Source organism: Rhizobium sp. BK313, assembly GCF_014193655.1.
In the GTDB taxonomy this organism is placed as follows: Bacteria; Pseudomonadota; Alphaproteobacteria; order Rhizobiales; family Rhizobiaceae; genus Rhizobium.
In genome coordinates, this window is the sequence record NZ_JACHZQ010000005.1 from 63,878 (window position 1) to 78,382 (window position 14,505).

16 protein-coding genes are annotated in these 14,505 nt (G+C 60.8%); 7 read left to right on the top strand and 9 right to left on the bottom strand.

Annotation, left to right across the window (positions count from 1 at the left end; translation table 11 throughout):
- The first annotated feature begins 59 nt into the window (after nt 1-59).
- Nucleotides 60-860: a 1-acyl-sn-glycerol-3-phosphate acyltransferase gene (locus tag FHT86_RS23755; protein WP_133709196.1), complete on the top strand. Its 801-nt coding sequence runs from the start codon at nt 60-62 to the stop codon at nt 858-860.
- On the opposite strand, the gene FHT86_RS23760 is transcribed toward FHT86_RS23755, so the two are convergent.
- Nucleotides 857-1,390, bottom strand: coding sequence for a gamma-glutamylcyclotransferase (locus FHT86_RS23760; protein WP_133709195.1), 534 nt, complete (start codon nt 1,388-1,390; stop codon nt 857-859). The genes FHT86_RS23755 and FHT86_RS23760 overlap by 4 nt on opposite strands.
- Before the next feature lie 51 nt (nt 1,391-1,441).
- Between FHT86_RS23760 and FHT86_RS23765 the strand changes: the two genes are divergently transcribed.
- On the top strand, nt 1,442-2,455 hold the full coding sequence (locus FHT86_RS23765) for a DUF2125 domain-containing protein (protein ID WP_133709194.1): 1,014 nt from the start codon (nt 1,442-1,444) through the stop codon (nt 2,453-2,455).
- A gap of 20 nt (nt 2,456-2,475) precedes the next feature.
- Here FHT86_RS23765 and FHT86_RS23770 read toward each other — a convergent pair whose 3' ends face one another.
- The 4 genes from FHT86_RS23770 to FHT86_RS23785 all read right to left on the bottom strand — a co-directional run bounded on the left by FHT86_RS23770 (nt 2,476) and on the right by FHT86_RS23785 (nt 5,836).
- Nucleotides 2,476-2,892 (bottom strand): GNAT family N-acetyltransferase, encoded by a 417-nt coding sequence (locus tag FHT86_RS23770; RefSeq protein ID WP_133709193.1) that lies wholly within the window; start codon nt 2,890-2,892, stop codon nt 2,476-2,478.
- Nucleotides 2,893-2,918: 26 nt separating this feature from the next.
- Nucleotides 2,919-3,848 carry a prephenate/arogenate dehydrogenase family protein gene (locus tag FHT86_RS23775; RefSeq protein ID WP_133709192.1) on the bottom strand — a complete coding sequence of 310 codons (930 nt, stop codon included), beginning with the start codon at nt 3,846-3,848 and terminating at the stop codon, nt 2,919-2,921.
- Entirely contained in the window at nt 3,845-4,954 is a 1,110-nt protein-coding gene (hisC, locus tag FHT86_RS23780) for a histidinol-phosphate transaminase (RefSeq protein WP_133709191.1), read from the bottom strand. Before hisC ends, FHT86_RS23775 begins: the two co-directional genes overlap by 4 nt.
- Before the next feature lie 102 nt (nt 4,955-5,056).
- A complete protein-coding gene (locus FHT86_RS23785; protein WP_133709190.1) occupies nt 5,057-5,836 on the bottom strand; it encodes a class I SAM-dependent methyltransferase in 780 nt (259 codons plus the stop codon).
- Nucleotides 5,837-5,889: 53 nt separating this feature from the next.
- On the opposite strand from FHT86_RS23785, the gene gloB reads away from it, so the two are divergent.
- The 3 genes from gloB (at nt 5,890) to FHT86_RS23800 (ending at nt 8,377) form a co-directional block, all read left to right on the top strand.
- Nucleotides 5,890-6,660 (top strand): hydroxyacylglutathione hydrolase, encoded by a 771-nt coding sequence (gene gloB, locus FHT86_RS23790; protein WP_133709189.1) that lies wholly within the window; start codon nt 5,890-5,892, stop codon nt 6,658-6,660.
- On the top strand, nt 6,660-7,085 hold the full coding sequence (locus FHT86_RS23795; RefSeq protein WP_133709188.1) for a cupin domain-containing protein: 426 nt from the start codon (nt 6,660-6,662) through the stop codon (nt 7,083-7,085). The genes gloB and FHT86_RS23795 overlap by 1 nt, the downstream gene beginning before the upstream one ends.
- A gap of 134 nt (nt 7,086-7,219) precedes the next feature.
- The gene (locus tag FHT86_RS23800; RefSeq protein WP_133709187.1) at nt 7,220-8,377 is read left to right on the top strand and encodes an esterase; all 1,158 of its coding nucleotides are present in this window, start codon (nt 7,220-7,222) and stop codon (nt 8,375-8,377) included.
- A 24-nt stretch (nt 8,378-8,401) separates the two neighbouring features.
- On the opposite strand, the gene FHT86_RS23805 is transcribed toward FHT86_RS23800, so the two are convergent.
- Nucleotides 8,402-9,316 (bottom strand): DMT family transporter, encoded by a 915-nt coding sequence (locus tag FHT86_RS23805; RefSeq protein WP_183868896.1) that lies wholly within the window; start codon nt 9,314-9,316, stop codon nt 8,402-8,404.
- A 49-nt stretch (nt 9,317-9,365) separates the two neighbouring features.
- Nucleotides 9,366-10,142 carry a DUF3108 domain-containing protein gene (locus FHT86_RS23810; protein ID WP_133709185.1) on the bottom strand — a complete coding sequence of 259 codons (777 nt, stop codon included), beginning with the start codon at nt 10,140-10,142 and terminating at the stop codon, nt 9,366-9,368.
- Nucleotides 10,143-10,378: 236 nt separating this feature from the next.
- On the opposite strand from FHT86_RS23810, the gene rpmB reads away from it, so the two are divergent.
- Entirely contained in the window at nt 10,379-10,684 is a 306-nt protein-coding gene (rpmB, locus tag FHT86_RS23815) for a 50S ribosomal protein L28 (RefSeq protein WP_133709184.1), read from the top strand.
- Nucleotides 10,685-10,802: 118 nt separating this feature from the next.
- On the top strand, nt 10,803-11,438 hold the full coding sequence (locus FHT86_RS23820) for a queuosine precursor transporter (protein WP_133709183.1): 636 nt from the start codon (nt 10,803-10,805) through the stop codon (nt 11,436-11,438).
- 47 nt (nt 11,439-11,485) lie between these two features.
- Here the strand turns inward: FHT86_RS23820 and FHT86_RS23825 are convergent, their stop codons facing one another.
- Both FHT86_RS23825 and cobT read right to left on the bottom strand, forming a co-directional pair.
- Complete coding sequence (locus FHT86_RS23825) at nt 11,486-12,502, bottom strand: esterase-like activity of phytase family protein (RefSeq protein WP_133709182.1); 1,017 nt, start codon at nt 12,500-12,502, stop codon at nt 11,486-11,488.
- 88 nt (nt 12,503-12,590) lie between these two features.
- A complete protein-coding gene (gene cobT, locus FHT86_RS23830) occupies nt 12,591-14,489 on the bottom strand; it encodes a cobaltochelatase subunit CobT (protein ID WP_133709181.1) in 1,899 nt (632 codons plus the stop codon).
- Nucleotides 14,490-14,505 lie beyond the last annotated feature (16 nt).

Below are 14,505 nucleotides of genomic sequence, written 5' to 3' on the forward strand. Positions count from 1 at the left end.
GTAACCGTGTAGGCAAAGCTTCGGATGCCGGCGCAATCCGGCGTGTTGGGAAAGCCTTGATGATTACCTTGCGTTCGATCCTGTTCAATACGACCTTTTATGCCAACCTGATCATTCGCATGATCGTGCTCTCACCGATCTATTTCCTGATGCCGCGCAAAGCCGGCTATGCGATCCCCAAGGCCTGGGCGAAATCCAGCGTCTGGCTGATGAAGAAAATCGTCGGCACCACTTTCGAAATCGAGGGCCTGGAGAATATCCCCCCCGGCAGCTACATCTTTGCCCCGAAGCATCAATCCTTCTGGGATACGTTCGCGCTGCTGCCCTATCTCGATGATCCCGTCTACATCCTCAAGCGGGAGTTGATGTGGATTCCGCTGTTCGGCTGGTATGCGAAGAAACAGCGCATGATCCCGGTCGACCGCAGCGCTCGCGGCAAGGTCATGTTTGACGTGCTGAAGCGCACGCGGGAAGAGCTTTCCACCGGCCGCCAGTTGATCATCTATCCCGAGGGTACCCGCCGTCCGCCGGGCGCCGAGCCGGTCTACAAATACGGCATCGCCCGTATGTATCGCGATCTGAACATTCCGGTCGTTGCAGTAGCCATGCATCCCGGGCTATTCTGGCCGCGCCGCACCTTCCGTAAATATCCCGGCCATTTCAAAGTGCGCATCCTGCCGCCGATCCCGCCGGGCATGGATCCGGATGCCTTCTTCGCGCGATTGATGGAGGAAACGGAAAAGGCAAGCGACGAATTGCTGGTCGAAACCATCGCCAACAATCCGCATCTGCCTGTCCCGCCTACGGCGGCCCAGCGCTTGGCGGAGATCGCGAAGGCGAAGGTGGCGGCCGCGGTTTAAGAGGCTTCCCGCATCCGCTCGATCTCGCCCGCCACCAGCTCAAGCCATTGATCGCGAATGCCCATCTCGCGCAAATGCGCCAGCGTGTTGAAGACATAGGCATCGTTCGGTCCTGATTGGCCGACGGAGGATTCGACGATATGCGCAGCCTCCATGGCGTCGAGCGCTCCGGCATATTGCTGGTGGCTGCGGTCGACAATATAGGCAACAGCGGTCACCCGCCGGCCATCCGCGAGGCGAATCGGCAGCGTCTTTTCCAGATAGACGTTGGTGACCAGCTCTCGCTCGCGCAGATAGGCCAGCACCTCGTCCCGCTCGTCGGCGGATATGCTGAATGCCATGCCGCGGCAGGAGCCGCCGCGATCGAGGCCAAGCACCAAGCCGGGGCTTGCCTCCGTGCCGCGGTGAACCCAGGAATGGACGCAAAGGGAGCGGCGATAGCCGAAAATCAGCGCCTCTGCTTTTTCGACATAGCTAAACCCCGGATTCCACATAAGCGATCCGTAGCCAAACACCCAAAATTCGTCCATATCCAACGCCAAATCATTGTGAACACATCGGTTCAACCATTGGAGAACAACATGGCAGCGTCAAGCCAGAGCTTGGGGTCCGGCAGAGGCAAACGCATGTGGCTCATCGGGCTGGGCCTGATCGTGATCCTCGCCGGGCTTTACACCGGCGGTTGGTTTTATGCGACAACGACGGTGAAGGCGACCGTGCTGAAGGCGCTCGGCCAGCAGAACACCGCCGGTATCTCGGGCGAATGCACCGACATGGCCTTCAGCGGCTTTCCCTTCTCCATCGGCCTCTCCTGCGCCAAGGTGACGGTCGACGATCATGTGAAGGGCGTTTCCGCCTCTTTTGACAATCTCAATGCCTCAGCGCCTGTCTATCAGCCGAACCATATCGGATGGAACCTGAAGTCGCCGGCGGAATTCCGCACCGCCCAGGGCCTGACGGTGTCGGCCGAATGGACCGACCTACAATCGAACCTCGTCGCCAAGGGCCGCGGCATCGCGCAGAGTGAGACCGTCATCAATGGGCTGAAGGCCAGCATCCTCTCCTCCTTCACCGGCCAGAGCGCCGATGTGACCGCCGCTCGCACCGAGATGCGCGCGCGCCAGAACGGCGACGATCTGGAGCTTGCGATCGGCATCGAAAATGCCAATGCAGTAATCAAGGATTTTCCGCAGACGCTGCCGACGGCATCGACAAGTGCCGATATCACCTTGACCGGCAAGGCCGGCTTGCTCGACGGGAGTGACGGACACGGCCTTTATGGCGCGGCCGGCGTTCTCCGTCAGGTGGTGATCGATATCGGCGACGGCCGGGTCATGACCCTTTCCGGCCCCTTCAATTTCGACGATCAGGGCTTTTTGTCCGGCCAGTTCAAACTGGAGATCAATCAGATCGGGCCATGGGGCGACAGCCTGAAAGCAACGATCCCCGCGGCAAAAAACATGATCGAAACGGCCGCAAAGCTCCTGAAGTCGCTCGCGGCCGGCGGCGATAAAGTCTCCGTCGATCTCACCGCCGATCGTGGACGCCTATCCCTGAGCGGCTTCATCCCCCTCGGGAAAATTCCACCGATCTGAGCCACCGGAACCACACGGTTCTAGGCGATCGTCTTGAGGAAAAATACTTCGGGCGTCGGCTGAATGCTCAGGAAGTCGATTTTGCCGGCCTCGCAAAAACCGTTTCGCTTATGCCAGGCTTGGGGTTCGATCTCACCGAGCTCGCTCGATGTCATAAGCAGACGGGCCCTCTCACCGATCATGGCGTTTTCCCATTCGTGAAACAACGCGGTACCAACACCAGAACGCCGGTGCTCCGGCAGCACACGAATCATCTCCATGTAGGGAATCTTGCCCCAGAAACGGCTGAACCGAAGAAAACCGATCAGCTCGACGTTTAGTTCAGCAACCAGATACTCGCCGGACTCAATGGACTGCTTGATCCATTGCCGGCCTACGCAGTCGTCATGGCTGATAAGCCAGGGGAAGTCCTCGGAGCGTCCATGCCTGATGATCATGACCGCTCCTCTTTCTGCTTGAATACCTACTTCTTCACATCCAGTGCGTGGCGGCCAAAGTCCGGAGCGTCGACATCCTGGCCCGCTTCGACGATCGAGCGGCGGATGGCGCGGGTGCGGGTGAAGAGTTCGAAGATCTTGTCGCCCTCACCCCAGCGGATGGCCCGCTGCAAATAGGCAAGGTCTTCCGAGAAACGCGCCAGCATTTCCAGAATGGCATCGCGATTGTGCAGGCAGACGTCGCGCCACATGGTTGGGTCCGAAGCTGCGAGACGGGTGAAGTCGCGGAAGCCGGAGGCGGAATATTTGATCACTTCCGATTCCGTCACCGTCTCCAGATCATCAGCCGTGCCGACAATGTTGTAGGCGATGAGATGCGGCAGATGCGAGACAATCGCCAGCACCTTGTCGTGATGAGCGGCATCCATTTCGTCAACGCGCGAACCGAGGCTTTCCCAGAAATGGCGAAGCCTCTTGATTGCCTGTTCATCCGTGCCGGGGATCGGCGTGAAGATGCACCAGCGGCCCTCGAATAGCCCGGCAAAACCGGCGTCAGGCCCGGACTTTTCTGTGCCTGCAATGGGATGGCCGGGAATGAAATGCACGTTGTCGGGCATGTACGGCTGCATCTGTGCGATGACGGAAGCCTTGGTAGAGCCGACATCGGTGACGATGGCGCCGGGCTTCAGATGTGCGGAGATTTCCGCGGCAACACTTCCAGACGCACCAACGGGCACGGAGACGACGACGAGGTCGGCGTCCTTGACGGCGTCGGCTGACGACGGCGTATAGCGGTCGCCAAGCTTGAGCTCCTCGGCGCGCTTCAACGTTTCTGCGCTGCGCGTCGAGATCACCACGTCCTTGGCAAGGCCGAGCCGCTTGATATCATGGGCGATCGACGAACCGATCAGCCCGATGCCGATCAGCGCGATGCGGTCGAACTGAACACTGCTCATGCCTTGCGTCCCATAAATTCGGTCAGTGTGTCGATGACACCCAGATTGGCTTCTTCCGTACCGATGCTCATGCGCAGCGAATTCGGGAAGCCGTAAGCACGCACTGCGCGCAGGATATAGCCGCGGCTGGTCAGGAAATCGTCGGCATCGGCGGCGCGCTTGCCCTCGGTATCGGGGAAGTGGACGAGCACGAAGTTGGTGACCGAGGGCGTCACCTCGAGGCCGATCGATTCGAGAGCCTTCGTCACCTTCTCGATCCACAGCGTATTGTGCGCAACCGCATGTGCAATGAAGGCCTGGTCGCGCATCGCGGCGGCACCAGCGGCAATGGCGGCGCCATTCATGTTGAACGGCATGCGGACACGGCTCAGCGCATCGACGATATCGACCGGCCCGTACATCCAGCCGACACGCAGCGCTGCCAGCCCGTAGATCTTCGAGAAGGTGCGGGTCATGACGACATTGGGGTTGGCGGATACGAGTTCGAGGCCCGCCTCATAGTCGTTGCGGCGAACATATTCGGCATAGGCTGCGTCGAGCACGAGGATAACATGCTTCGGCAAGCCCGCCTGCAGACGGCGGATTTCGCTGACCGGCACATAGGTGCCTGTCGGATTGGCCGGATTGGCGATGAAGACGATCTTGGTCTTGTCGGTAACGGCGGCGAGGATCGCGTCGACATCGACGGTGCAATCCTTCTCCTTCACCGTGATCGGCGTCGCGCCGGCGCCCATGATCTGGATCTTGTAGATCAGGAAGCCATGCTCGGTGACGATGCCTTCATCGCCGGCGCCGAGATAGACATGGCAGAGCAGAGCGAGCAGCTCATCGGAGCCGTTGCCGCAGAGGATATTGGCGGTATTCAGGCCATGGACGTCGGCGATCGCCTGGCGCAGCTCCTTGGCCTGCCCGTCCGGATAGCGTTCCAAGTGCTCGCCAGCAGCGCGGAAGGCCTCCATGGCCTTAGGGCTCGCGCCGAACGGCGTCTCGTTCGAGGAGAGCTTGAACACCCGCGCCACACCCGGCGCATGTTCCTTGCCCGGCACATAGGCGGCGATATCGAGAATGCCGGGGCGCGGGACAGGCTTGCTCATTTCCATGCTCATGGGATCGACCTTGGGAAGGGCCGGAAAATTCCGGCTTTAGACACCCCGTGGCATTAATGCGGATTGATGAATTTGTCGAGAGTTTGCCGGCCGGCAACAAGATCATGCACCGTCGCGCGTCGTTGGTATGCCGCGCGGCGCCAGCACCGGCACGAAGACGCGGCGCGAGGCGCGGACGGCAACCGGCAGGCCCTGATAAAGCCGTTTCTGCGCCTCGACGATGATGACGCCGGAGAAAGCCGGCCAGAGAGTACGCCCGACCCGCTCGAAAGCACGTCTGAGACGCAAGACAGCGCGCAGCTTCGAGGGAGGAAAGAACAGCGCCTCGGCGGTCGCTCCCGGCGTGAAATTGGTCTCGCGCAGCAGCGAGGTGAGCTGCCCGCGCGAATAAGGCCGGCCGGAACCGAAGGGCGTGTGCTCCATGCGCGCCCACACACCTCTGCGGTTAGGCACGACGATGACAAGCCGGCCGCCAGGCGCCAGTACCCGCCAAAGCTCTTTCAGCGTCTCGCGCGGGCTCTCGGCGAATTCCAGCGAATGCACCATCAGCACCCGATCGATGGAGCTGTCCGGCAGCGGCAATTCCTCATCGAAGATCAGCGCTGTCGACGATACCGAATCCATCGGCCAATTCACGGCCCCCTGCCCCGCCGGCATGAAGGCGAAGGTGCGCTCGGTGTCGGCGCGAAAACGATCGAGATAGGGAACGGCATAGCCGAGGCCGACGAGACGCTCTTCCGGCAGCCGCGACCAGATCGAGGAAAGCGCCATGGCGATAGACTGCTCCGCCAAGCGACCGAGCTCGGAATGATAGAATTGGCGGAGATCGACGATATCGGCGTGCATCGCCATAAATGTTATCAGCCGCCCGTTGGACTTCAAGGCCGAACCGCCTACATTCCGATTCAACCGCATCGATGAGGACTATTTCGACCATGAAACCCTTGGAATTAGAGGTATTTATCTGCCGCTCCGACAATTTTGGCGTGCTCGTCCATGACTCCGAGAGCGGATATACGGCGTCGATCGACGCCCCCGAGGCCGGGCCGATTCTGGCGGCCGCCAAGCGTCGCGGCTGGACGATCACCCACATCCTCACCACCCATCATCATACCGACCATGTCGAGGCCAATCTGACGCTGAAAGAGCAATACGGCTGCGAGATCATCGGTCCGATCAACGAGGCCGTCGCCATTCCCGGCCTGGACCGCGCCTTCGGCGATGGCGACAGCTTCGAGTTCGGCAGTCACACCGTCAACGTCATCGAGACACCAGGCCATACGGCCGGCCATATCTGTTACCACTTCGTCGACGACAAGCTGCTTTTTGCCGCCGACACGCTCTTTGCGCTTGGCTGCGGCCGGCTGTTCGAACGGCCGGCGGCTGACATGTGGGCGTCGCTGCAGAAGCTTGCCGTGTTGCCGGACGAGACGGCCATCTATTTCGGCCATGAATATACGCTCTCCAACGCCCGCTTCGCGCTGACGATCGATCCCGACAATGAAAGGCTGAAAGCCCGCGCTGCGGATATCGAGGCGCTAAGGGCCGAAGGCAAATTCACGATCCCGACGACGCTCGCGCTGGAGAAGGAAACCAATCCCTTCCTGCGCGCCGCCGACCCGTCGATCCGCAGGCATCTGCTGATGGAAAGCCGCAGCAATGAGGAGGTCTTTGCCGAAATCCGCAAGCGCAAGGACAATTTCTGATGCAGCCGAAAGAGATCATCGAGGCGCTTTCCATGCAGCCGCATCCGGAAGGCGGTTGGTATGTGCAGACATTTCGCGACGAGCATGGCGGCGCACGCGGCCACTCGACCGCGATCTACTACCTGTTGCAAGCGGGCGAGCGCTCGCATTGGCACCGGGTGCGCGATGCCGCGGAGGTCTGGCACTATTATGCCGGTGCGCCGCTCGCGCTGCATCGCTCCGCCGACGGCAAAGTGAGCGAGACGATCGTCCTCGGCATCGACCTCGCAAAAGGCGAACGTCCGCAGGCGATCATCCCCGCAGACTGGTGGCAGGCCGCCGAAAGCCTCGGCGATTTCACGCTCGTCGGCTGCACGGTCGCGCCAGGTTTCGAATTTTCCAGCTTCGAAATGGCAGCCCCAGGCTGGAAGCCTGCTTCGGCCTGAACTTTTTACGATGGATTGATATCGCGTACGACCCAAGGTGGCTGCTTTGCACGCAGCCGTCTTGAAAAAGCTTCACGCTGCGTCAGCTTTACACGGGGAGAGAGAGAATTGATTCATTCGGAGGAGATTTTTTCGTGCGTTTGTTGTTTCCCTTGTTTGTTCTGGCGGGCTGCGTCATGAGCCTTCCCGCTGCTGCCCTTGACGCTCCCGCCGCGCCGCCGGCGGAGCGACCACTGAAGGAATTCGTCACCTCGGTCGAAAAGGACGGGTCGATCAGCTTCCGCCTTTACGCACCCTCGGCCAAAGCCGTTTCCGTCGTTCTCGGTTCGCACGATCCGATGGCGATGCAGCGCAGCGACGATGGCGTATGGAGCGCCAAATCCGAGCCGCTGAAGCCCAATCTCTACGAGTATTATTTCAACATCGACGGCTTTCGCAGCATCGATACCGGCACCAATGCACCCAAGCCGCAGAGGCAGGTCAACACCAGCCTCATTCTGGTGCCCGGCAGCATCCTGGACATCCGCAATGTTCCGCACGGCGACCTGCGACTGGTGACGCTGCATTCCAAGGCGCTCAATTCGGAGCGTCAGATGTATGTCTATACCCCGCCAGGCTATAGCGATGCGTCAAAGCCTCTGCCGGTCCTCTATCTCTATCACGGTTTTGGCGATACCGCCGGCTCCTGGGTGGAGCAGGGTCGAGCACCGCAAATCCTCGACAACCTTCTCGCCGAGAAAAAGATCGAGCCGATGATCGTCGTCATTCCGGACACTGAAACCGATGTTTCGGAAGCGATTGCGGAGAATTTCCCTGCCTCGGATCGCCGCAAGATGTTCTACCCCACAAACGCCGACGCAGCGGATCGGGAGCTTATCGAAGACCTCATTCCCTATATGCAGAAGCACTATCGAGTACGCAACAATGCCGACGGACGCGCGGTCGTAGGCCTGTCACAGGGCGGATACCAGGCACTCGTCTCCGGCCTCTCGCATCTCGGCACCTTTGGCTGGGTGGCGACTTTCAGCGGTGTCAGCACGACCACTGTACCGAACAAGGCGGTCGACGCCGCGCTGAACAATCCTGACAAGATCAACAAGGCATTGCGCAGCTTTACTGTCACGGTGGGAACGAAGGATCAGGTCGTCGGCAAGGATGTGGCCGGCCTCAAGGCAACACTGGACGACAAGAAGATCGTCCACGACTACCAAGACTATCCGGACCTCCAGCACGAGATGGATGTCTGGCGGCCGTCGCTGGTCGCATTTCTGGAGAAGGTCTTCAAGAAATAGCAAGCTGGTGGCGGCTTGGGTGCCTCAGCCGCCAAAAGCCTTTTCCGCCGCTTCCGCCTGCGCCGCTCCACCGCTGTTGCGGCGCAGGATCATCCGGTGCGCCGCCAACACGGCGCCACCGGTCACCAGAAGGCAGGCAATCGCAATACCCCAACTCGGCGCGGCAAAGCCGAAGAGGGTCAGGATCAGCGTCGAGAGCAGCGGAGCGGCATAGCTGGCCGCGCCGAGAATCTGGATATCGCCGTTCTTGACGCCGTAATCCCAGGCATAGAAGGCAGCCCCCACCGGAAAAAGACCAAGCCCGAGGACGGCGATCCATTGCGAAGCCGTTTCCGGCCAGATGGTATCCTCCAGCCCGAGATGGCAGACCAAGGAAAGCGCTGACGTCACCAGGCAAAAGATGGTGACTACGTCGGTCGACACTGCCTCGAACCGGCGCGTGATCAGCGAATAGCCGGACCACGTGAAGGCGCAGAGGAATGCCGCGCCATAGCCGATGGCATAGGCTCCCTCGAAGTGAAACCCGTTGCGCCCGACGATCAGCACCGTGCCGGCAAGCCCCATCAGCGCGCCGACGATGTGGTACCAGCGCAGCCGCTCGCCTGGTAGGAGCGCTGAACCGACGACGATCAACAACGGCCAGAGATAGGCGATCAACCCCGCCTCGACCGCCGGCGCATGGCGAAGCGCAGTGAAATAGAGGAAATGGTAACCGAACAGCCCGCCGACGCCCGTAATCCAGACCTTGGCCGGCTGGCGCAGCAACTGCAGGCGCTCCGGCCTCAGCGCGAAAACAACGATGCCGGGGACGCTGCCGATGGCGAAACAGATGGCGAGCAGTTGGAACGGTGGTATCTTGCCCGACGCCACCGTCAACAGCGCCAGAAACGACCACATCACGATGGCCGCAAACCCCGTTAATGTCGCACGAAACTTCAACTCCGCCCCCAGTCTGTCGCCGCGGGCCGCTTCTGGATCGAACGCCCGTTTAGCTGCCGTACTTCACGGCGGTGATCGTCACCGTCCCATACTGCGTCGGGATACGGACGTAGACAGGCGCATATACATTCATGGCATCGGCCTTGGCAAACCAGATCTCCATGCCGTCGCTCTTGGCGAGATAAAGGTAATCCTTGCGCGTTCCCTTGTAGCCGCTCTTCGGCATGAAACGGACGCCACAGGCAATCGTCTTGCCCTTGAAACCATTCGTCGAAAACGGATGTGATCCCTTCGGCGACAGTTTCAGATCCATGCGCATTTCGCCGTCGAAGACAGGCAAGGTCTGATTGCAGAGATTGAGATTCGCGGTAGCGGGAAAGATCATGCCGGAAATCGGGTCGAGCACCGAGTGTAGATCTCCGTCGCTGATCGGTATCCAGCTCTGCGGGCGCTTCGGCTCCGGCGTGATCGTATTCGACGTTACATTTCCATTGGTATAGGCGACATCATAGGTGCGTTCCTTTCGGCCGCTCTTGTAATAGAGTGTGTAGTGCGTCGCCTGCAGCTTGTTGTCGCCGACAATGCCGGTCACGTCGGTTTTCGCATCGATCGACGTCACAAGATCCGCGAGACCGGCCGACGTGATATCGCCCCGGATGGTAAACTGCTTGTCCCTGACCTCGGTCTTGAAATCCGCCCTCGCGATCGGAAAGCCGGCAAGCGACACGCGGTATTGGGTTTCATGCCGCAGCTCCTCGGCCGATACCGCGAGGGGCATCGAGGCCATCAGGACCGAAATGAAAAGCCAACTTCGAAAATGAACCATGACCAGAGCCTTCAACAAGAGCAGACAGCATATATAGGCGCTTTATGCGCTTGCTGCGACACTCAGAAAACAGCAGCTTTTTGACGGAATTGCGGGAAAGCTCAAGGTTTGGCTTGACGTAGCCGGCCGCTCTGACTATAGAACCGCAACTTTCCAATTATGGCCTGTTGGATTGCGCGCCGGGTGTTGCCCGGAATGACTTTCTGATGGCCAAGAAAAACAAAAGTAGGTGTTTCATGTCCCGCATGTGCGAATTGACCGGCAAGGCCGTCCTCGTGGGCAACAATGTCAGCCACGCCAACAACAAGACCAAGCGTCGGTTCCTGCCGAACCTCTGCCAGGTCACGCTGATCTCTGACGTTCTTGGCCAGCGTTATCGTCTGCGCGTTTCCGCTGCAGCACTCCGCTCGGTCGAGCATCGCGGCGGCCTGGACGCTTTCCTTATCAAGGCAAGCGAAAACGAACTCAGCATGCGCGCTCGCCTGCTGCGTCGTCAGATCGTCAAGAAGACCGCTGAAGCTGCCGTAGCTGCTGCTGCATAAGCAGTTCTAGCGCTTCGCGATATCATACGGGCTTAAAGGCTTGCACGGATCATCTCCGGACAAGCCTTTTTCCATGTCCGGCTTCCTCCAACTGGTGGCATCACCCAGGATAAAAAAAATGCTGAAGTCACGCTTTACCCTTATCTACGTTCTGCTGATGACGCTGGTCGTCGTCGCCTCCAATATCCTAGTGCAGTATCCGTTGCAGGCCGAGCTCGCCGGCATCAATCTTGCGGATATCCTGACCTGGGGCGCCTTCACCTATCCCGTCGCCTTCCTGATCACCGACCTGACCAATCGCCAGTTCGGTCCGAAGGCCGCGCGCAGGGTGGTGTTCGCCGGCTTCGTCGTCGGCGTTACACTGTCCTTCTTCACCGCTCAGCCGCGTATCGCGATCGCCTCCGGCTCGGCCTATCTCGCCGGTCAGCTTCTCGACATCTCCGTGTTCAACCGCTTGCGTCGCATGGCCTGGTGGCGCGCGCCGCTGTTCGGTTCGCTGATCGGCTCGATGTTGGACACGGTGATGTTCTTCTCCTTCGCCTTCGCGCCCTTCTTCGTCTTCTTCGGCCCGAACGATCCCTTCGCGATCGACTGGGCGCCGATCCTCGGTGTCTTCCAGACGTCGGCTCCGCGCTGGATTTCCTGGGCGATCGGCGATTTCGGGGTGAAGATGACCGTCGGCCTGGTCATGCTGCTGCCCTACGGCGCGCTGATGAACGTGCTGAAGCCGATGCAGCCTGTCCGAACTGCGTAAACGGTCACCGACGCAATTCCCTGAAAGCCCGCGTGTCGCGGGCTTTTTCATTTCTGGCTGACAAGATTCTCGTCCCTCAGCCGGAATTCCAGCATCAGGCTTCGCTGCAGGATCGAATGGTTGTCGTCGGAGACCATGATCAGATGGATCGTGCCATCGGCGGCGCGGAAAGCGTCCAGCCCTTCCATATTGTCAATCTGCAGATTGGAACCTGCCTGGAAGATGACGTTGCCGTCGACGACCGCGCCCGGCTTGATGTCGCCGCCGGCAATGCGACGGATACGCACGCCGATTCCATGCGCCAGATCGAAGCGCCGCTCCAGCAGAAGCAGATCGCCATCGGGTAGAAAAACGCCGTCGCTGGCGTCGAAATCATCATCATGGCGCACGGTGAAGCGGCCCTTCAGCGGTCCGTCCAGGATCGCCGCCAGCATGTTCCCTTGATCGTCCAGGCTGCGCTCAGCGACGATCACCGCCGCCCCTGCGAGGGGGCTCGATTGCGGCGCGATCATAAGGGCTTCCAGGCTGCGGTTGGCGCGCAACTGCCTCCTCGGGATCAGGATCGGAATGCTACCATCGGGCGGCGATGTCTCGAAACCGGGATCGGGATAGGCATCGACGCGGTGATTCTGCTCATAGCTGACAAGCACGTGGTTGCCCCGGAGCGCCAGCCCCTCAGCATCCATTGCGCCCTTGCCGGCATCCGTCTCGCCGAAACGATCGATCATTGGCATGATGCGGGCATCGGTGATGCCCTTAAGCCTGCCGTCCTCATCGCGCTCGATAGCCCCGGTCAGCCAGTGGCCGGTATCCAGGACCGAGATGAAGTGACGCTCATCCGGACGGAAGCGGATGGCGGAAAGGGCGCCGAGGAGCGCGTTGCTGGAACTGAGTTCGAGACCGCCGAGGAACTCGAGCGCACCGAACCGTGTCTGCTCGGAACCGGGCTTGAACGCCGAAATCGCCGTCCCATGGATTTCCGCCGGTCCGCCCTCCGACGTATTCATAGAGCCACAGCCGGCGAGCAGCATCACAAGCATGGTCGCGCGGCAAAGGCGTTTCATGGGCTCTCGCGGGGGGCCTTCAGGGTCGAGACGGCATATCGATGAAGCACCGGCCGAGCGGCCGATGCAGGTAGGAACTATAGGCTAATCAACTTGCGCGACGCATACGCGAGCGCGGCAGGCTTGCCTGATCCTCGAACAGCGATGCGAGCTGCTCGGTCATGGCACCCGCCAGCTCGTCGGCATCGACGATCGTCACGGCGCGACGATAGTAGCGCGTGACGTCATGGCCGATACCGATCGCCAGCAGCTCCACCGGCGAGCGTGTTTCGATCTGCTCGATCACCGCACGCAGGTGCCGCTCCAGGTAATTGCCCGGATTGACCGACAGCGTCGAATCGTCGACCGGCGCGCCGTCCGAGATCATCATCAGGATGCGCCGCTGCTCGCGGCGACCCAGCAGGCGGTTATGCGCCCAGATCAATGCCTCGCCGTCGATATTTTCCTTGAGCAGGCCTTCGCGCATCATCAGGCCGAGATTAGTTCGCGCCCGCCGGTAGGGCTCGTCGGCGGATTTGTAGATGATATGGCGGAGATCGTTGAGCCGGCCCGGCGTCTGCGGCTTGCCGCCGGCAAGCCATTTCTCACGTGCCTGTCCGCCCTTCCAGGCCTTGGTAGTGAAACCGAGGATCTCGACCTTGACTCCGCAGCGTTCCAGCGTGCGCGCCAGAATATCGGCACAGGTGGCGGCAACGGTGATCGGCCGGCCGCGCATGGAACCGGAATTGTCGATCAGCAGCGTCACGACCGTATCGCGGAACTGCGTGTCGCGCTCCATCTTGAAGGATAGCGCCTGCATCGGATCGATGATCAGGCGCGGCAGCCGTGCCGGATCGAGATAACCTTCCTCCAGATCGAAATCCCAGGCACGGTTCTGCTGCGCCATCAGCCGGCGCTGCAGACGGTTGGCAAGCCGCCCCACGGCACCTTGCAGGTGCGCCAGCTGCTTGTCGAGGAAGGCACGCAGGCGTTCGAGTTCCACCGCATCGCAGAGTTCCTGCGCTGTCGTCGTTTCGTCGAATTCCTCGGTGAAGACGTGATAATCGACCTTTTCGTTGAAGTCGGCGAAGGGCGTGTTCGGTCGGCGGGTCTCGCCCGGCGTCTCCGAATCCTCTTCACCCTCTTCGCTCATGTCGTCGTCGGAGATTTCGGCGCCGTCCATCTCGCCGTCGTCCATCTGCTCGTCGGAGGCTTCGCTGTCCTCGGCGGGCGCGGCGTCTGAACCGGCGTCGTCCTCGACTTCGTCTTGATCCTGCTCCTGACCGCTCGGCTGGTCCTCTTCGCTGGACTCCTCATTGGAATCCGGCTCCATCTCCTCGTCGCCGTATTCCTCGGCCATTTCCATGGCCGACAGCATATGGCGGACGACGCGGGCGAAGCTTTGCTGGTCGTTGATGGTGGAAAGCAGATTGTCGAGTTCGCCGCCGGTCTTGTCCTCGATGAAGGAACGCCAGAGGTCGAGCACCTTGCCAGCGCTGGCCGGCGGCTGCTGGCCGGTCAGCTTCTCGCGCACGATCATCGCCATGGCCTCGCCGATCGGCGCGTCCTCCTGCCGCTCGATGCCGGAGAAATTCGCCTTGGCGTATTTTTCGGCATTCATCGAGTTGAGGTTGGCGGCCATACCGCTCATGCGCAGCGCACCGATCGATTCCACGCGCGCCTGTTCGACAGCGTCGAAAATCGCACGCGCATCGGCGCCCTGCGGCGCCATGGTGGCGTGCACACGGGCGTCGTGGCAGGCGAGCCTGAGCGCCATCGAATCGCCGAGGCCGCGGGTCACGGCCAGCTCATGCGCCGTCGGCCGCTTCGAAAGCTCCGGCAGGCGAATGCGCTCGCCCGTCATCCCGGGGCGTTCGTTGGCGAAAGCCACCTCGACCTCGGCATCGCCGGCGATCGAACGCACGCAGCCGGTAATCGCCCGACGCAACGGCTCCATGTCCACCGGGGCGCCCGGCTTCGCTCTGGAATTGTCTCCGCGACCTGACATGACCTGATGGCTTCTC